The organism is Pseudomonas sp. NPDC077408 (assembly GCF_050269105.1).
Classification (GTDB): domain Bacteria; phylum Pseudomonadota; class Gammaproteobacteria; order Pseudomonadales; family Pseudomonadaceae; genus Stutzerimonas.
The window spans coordinates 1-5,058 of sequence record NZ_JBNNHS010000022.1 but is presented as its reverse complement, the minus strand read 5'-3'; the positions used below and the strand labels follow the sequence as shown (position 1 = coordinate 5,058).

2 tRNA genes and 2 rRNA genes are annotated in these 5,058 nt (G+C 52.0%); all 4 read left to right on the top strand.

The features are described 5' to 3' along the window. The first annotated feature begins 50 nt into the window (after positions 1-50). Positions 51-1,587: ribosomal RNA gene (locus ACQKEK_RS23260) — 16S ribosomal RNA — on the top strand. Between the two features lie 91 nt (positions 1,588-1,678). Next, a tRNA-Ile gene (locus ACQKEK_RS23255) sits at positions 1,679-1,755 on the top strand. Between the two features lie 30 nt (positions 1,756-1,785). Then, positions 1,786-1,861: transfer RNA gene (locus tag ACQKEK_RS23250), tRNA-Ala, on the top strand. A 255-nt stretch (positions 1,862-2,116) separates the two neighbouring features. Next, a 23S ribosomal RNA gene (locus ACQKEK_RS23245) occupies positions 2,117-5,007 on the top strand. Together the 16S and 23S rRNA genes with 2 tRNA genes alongside form the textbook arrangement of a ribosomal RNA operon. The last annotated feature ends 51 nt before the right edge of the window (positions 5,008-5,058 follow it).

Here is a 5,058-nt window from a genome sequence, read left to right as displayed (position 1 = left end):
TTGCGATTGCTGAGCCAAGTTTAGGGTTTTCTCAAAACCCATGCAGTATTGAACTGAAGAGTTTGATCATGGCTCAGATTGAACGCTGGCGGCAGGCCTAACACATGCAAGTCGAGCGGATGAGTGGAGCTTGCTCCATGATTCAGCGGCGGACGGGTGAGTAATGCCTAGGAATCTGCCTATTAGTGGGGGACAACGTTTCGAAAGGAACGCTAATACCGCATACGTCCTACGGGAGAAAGCAGGGGACCTTCGGGCCTTGCGCTAATAGATGAGCCTAGGTCGGATTAGCTAGTTGGTGAGGTAATGGCTCACCAAGGCGACGATCCGTAACTGGTCTGAGAGGATGATCAGTCACACTGGAACTGAGACACGGTCCAGACTCCTACGGGAGGCAGCAGTGGGGAATATTGGACAATGGGCGAAAGCCTGATCCAGCCATGCCGCGTGTGTGAAGAAGGTCTTCGGATTGTAAAGCACTTTAAGTTGGGAGGAAGGGCATTAACCTAATACGTTAGTGTTTTGACGTTACCGACAGAATAAGCACCGGCTAACTTCGTGCCAGCAGCCGCGGTAATACGAAGGGTGCAAGCGTTAATCGGAATTACTGGGCGTAAAGCGCGCGTAGGTGGTTTGTTAAGTTGGATGTGAAAGCCCCGGGCTCAACCTGGGAACTGCATCCAAAACTGGCAAGCTAGAGTATGGCAGAGGGTGGTGGAATTTCCTGTGTAGCGGTGAAATGCGTAGATATAGGAAGGAACACCAGTGGCGAAGGCGACCACCTGGGCTAATACTGACACTGAGGTGCGAAAGCGTGGGGAGCAAACAGGATTAGATACCCTGGTAGTCCACGCCGTAAACGATGTCGACTAGCCGTTGGGATCCTTGAGATCTTAGTGGCGCAGCTAACGCATTAAGTCGACCGCCTGGGGAGTACGGCCGCAAGGTTAAAACTCAAATGAATTGACGGGGGCCCGCACAAGCGGTGGAGCATGTGGTTTAATTCGAAGCAACGCGAAGAACCTTACCAGGCCTTGACATGCAGAGAACTTTCCAGAGATGGATTGGTGCCTTCGGGAACTCTGACACAGGTGCTGCATGGCTGTCGTCAGCTCGTGTCGTGAGATGTTGGGTTAAGTCCCGTAACGAGCGCAACCCTTGTCCTTAGTTACCAGCACGTCATGGTGGGCACTCTAAGGAGACTGCCGGTGACAAACCGGAGGAAGGTGGGGATGACGTCAAGTCATCATGGCCCTTACGGCCTGGGCTACACACGTGCTACAATGGTCGGTACAAAGGGTTGCCAAGCCGCGAGGTGGAGCTAATCCCATAAAACCGATCGTAGTCCGGATCGCAGTCTGCAACTCGACTGCGTGAAGTCGGAATCGCTAGTAATCGTGAATCAGAATGTCACGGTGAATACGTTCCCGGGCCTTGTACACACCGCCCGTCACACCATGGGAGTGGGTTGCTCCAGAAGTAGCTAGTCTAACCTTCGGGAGGACGGTTACCACGGAGTGATTCATGACTGGGGTGAAGTCGTAACAAGGTAGCCGTAGGGGAACCTGCGGCTGGATCACCTCCTTAATCGAAGACTTCAGCTTCTTCATAAGTTCCCACACGAATTGCTTGATTCACTAGCGAAAAGCGATTGGGTTTCGACCCGAGAGAGACGATTGGGTCTGTAGCTCAGTTGGTTAGAGCGCACCCCTGATAAGGGTGAGGTCGGCAGTTCGAATCTGCCCAGACCCACCAATTGTCATGGGATGTGGCCGATCTGTAGATGGGGCCATAGCTCAGCTGGGAGAGCGCCTGCTTTGCACGCAGGAGGTCAGCGGTTCGATCCCGCTTGGCTCCACCATTATTCTCGCCATCGCTTGAAAGCACAGAAATGAATAGATTCCTTAGGGAGTGTATTGATTTCTGGTCTTTGCGCCAGTAACTGTTCTTTAAAAATTTGGGTATGTGATAGAAGTAGATTTGAGTGGTCACTTTCACTGGTGATTATTCAAGTCAAGGTAAAATTTGCGAGTTGCTCGAGAGAGCAAGAATGCGGATTTTCGGCGAATGTCGTCTTCACGTTATTAGACAATAACCAGATTGCTTGGGGTTATATGGTCAAGTGAAGAAGCGCATACGGTGGATGCCTTGGCAGTCAGAGGCGATGAAAGACGTGGTAGCCTGCGAAAAGCTTCGGGGAGTCGGCAAACAGACTTTGATCCGGAGATGTCTGAATGGGGGAACCCAGCCATCATAAGATGGTTATCACACACTGAATACATAGGTGTGTGAGGCGAACCAGGGGAACTGAAACATCTAAGTACCCTGAGGAAAAGAAATCAACCGAGATTCCCTTAGTAGTGGCGAGCGAACGGGGACTAGCCCTTAAGCTTCTTTGATTTTAGCGGAACGCTCTGGAAAGTGCGGCCATAGTGGGTGATAGCCCTGTACGCGAAAAGGTCTTAGAAGTGAAATCGAGTAGGACGGAGCACGAGAAACTTTGTCTGAATATGGGGGGACCATCCTCCAAGGCTAAATACTACTGACTGACCGATAGTGAACTAGTACCGTGAGGGAAAGGCGAAAAGAACCCCGGAGAGGGGAGTGAAATAGATCCTGAAACCGTATGCGTACAAGCAGTGGGAGCCTACTTTGTTAGGTGACTGCGTACCTTTTGTATAATGGGTCAGCGACTTATTTTCAGTGGCGAGCTTAACCGAATAGGGGAGGCGTAGCGAAAGCGAGTCTTAATAGGGCGTCTAGTCGCTGGGAATAGACCCGAAACCGGGCGATCTATCCATGGGCAGGTTGAAGGTTGGGTAACACTAACTGGAGGACCGAACCGACTACCGTTGAAAAGTTAGCGGATGACCTGTGGATCGGAGTGAAAGGCTAATCAAGCTCGGAGATAGCTGGTTCTCCTCGAAAGCTATTTAGGTAGCGCCTCGTGTATCACTGCTGGGGGTAGAGCACTGTTTCGGCTAGGGGGTCATCCCGACTTACCAAACCGATGCAAACTCCGAATACCAGCAAGTGTCAGCACGGGAGACACACGGCGGGTGCTAACGTCCGTCGTGAAAAGGGAAACAACCCAGACCGTCAGCTAAGGTCCCAAAATCCTGGTTAAGTGGGAAACGATGTGGGAAGGCTCAGACAGCTAGGAGGTTGGCTTAGAAGCAGCCACCCTTTAAAGAAAGCGTAATAGCTCACTAGTCGAGTCGGCCTGCGCGGAAGATGTAACGGGGCTCAAACCAGGTACCGAAGCTACGGGTTCAACGCAAGTTGAGCGGTAGAGGAGCGTTCTGTAAGCCTGTGAAGGTGAGTTGAGAAGCTTGCTGGAGGTATCAGAAGTGCGAATGCTGACATGAGTAACGACAATGGGAGTGAAAAACTCCCACGCCGAAAGACCAAGGGTTCCTGCGCAACGTTAATCGACGCAGGGTGAGTCGGTCCCTAAGGCGAGGCTGAAGAGCGTAGTCGATGGGAAACGGGTTAATATTCCCGTACTTCTAGTTACTGCGATGGGGGGACGGAGAAGGCTAGGCCAGCTTGGCGTTGGTTGTCCAAGTTTAAGGTGGTAGGCAGAGGTCTTAGGTAAATCCGGGATCTTAATGCCGAGAACTGATGACGATCCTTCTTTTAGAAGGAGAAGTGGTTGATGCCATGCTTCCAGGAAAAGCCTCTAAGCTTCAGGTAACTAGGAACCGTACCCCAAACCGACACAGGTGGTTGGGTAGAGAATACCAAGGCGCTTGAGAGAACTCGGGTGAAGGAACTAGGCAAAATGGCACCGTAACTTCGGGAGAAGGTGCGCCGGTGAGGGTGAAGGGTTTACCCCGTAAGCTCATGCCGGTCGAAGATACCAGGCCGCTGCGACTGTTTATTAAAAACACAGCACTCTGCAAACACGAAAGTGGACGTATAGGGTGTGACGCCTGCCCGGTGCCGGAAGGTTAATTGATGGGGTTAGCGCAAGCGAAGCTCTTGATCGAAGCCCCGGTAAACGGCGGCCGTAACTATAACGGTCCTAAGGTAGCGAAATTCCTTGTCGGGTAAGTTCCGACCTGCACGAATGGCGTAACGATGGCGGCGCTGTCTCCACCCGAGACTCAGTGAAATTGAAATCGCTGTGAAGATGCAGTGTATCCGCGGCTAGACGGAAAGACCCCGTGAACCTTTACTATAGCTTTGCACTGGACTTTGAATTTGCTTGTGTAGGATAGGTGGGAGGCTTTGAAGCGTGGACGCCAGTTCGCGTGGAGCCAACCTTGAAATACCACCCTGGCAACTTTGAGGTTCTAACTCTGGTCCGTTATCCGGATCGAGGACAGTGTATGGTGGGTAGTTTGACTGGGGCGGTCTCCTCCTAAAGAGTAACGGAGGAGTACGAAGGTGCGCTCAGACCGGTCGGAAATCGGTCGTAGAGTATAAAGGCAAAAGCGCGCTTGACTGCGAGACAGACACGTCGAGCAGGTACGAAAGTAGGTCTTAGTGATCCGGTGGTTCTGTATGGAAGGGCCATCGCTCAACGGATAAAAGGTACTCCGGGGATAACAGGCTGATACCGCCCAAGAGTTCATATCGACGGCGGTGTTTGGCACCTCGATGTCGGCTCATCACATCCTGGGGCTGAAGCCGGTCCCAAGGGTATGGCTGTTCGCCATTTAAAGTGGTACGCGAGCTGGGTTTAGAACGTCGTGAGACAGTTCGGTCCCTATCTGCCGTGGACGTTTGAGATTTGAGAGGGGCTGCTCCTAGTACGAGAGGACCGGAGTGGACGAACCTCTGGTGTTCCGGTTGTCACGCCAGTGGCATTGCCGGGTAGCTATGTTCGGAAGAGATAACCGCTGAAAGCATCTAAGCGGGAAACTTGCCTCAAGATGAGATCTCACTGGAGCCTTGAGCTCCCTGAAGGGCCGTCGAAGACTACGACGTTGATAGGTTGGGTGTGTAAGCGCTGTGAGGCGTTGAGCTAACCAATACTAATTGCCCGTGAGGCTTGACCATATAACACCCAAACAATTTGTTGTTTGTGTGTCAGACGGTTGAAGTCGACAA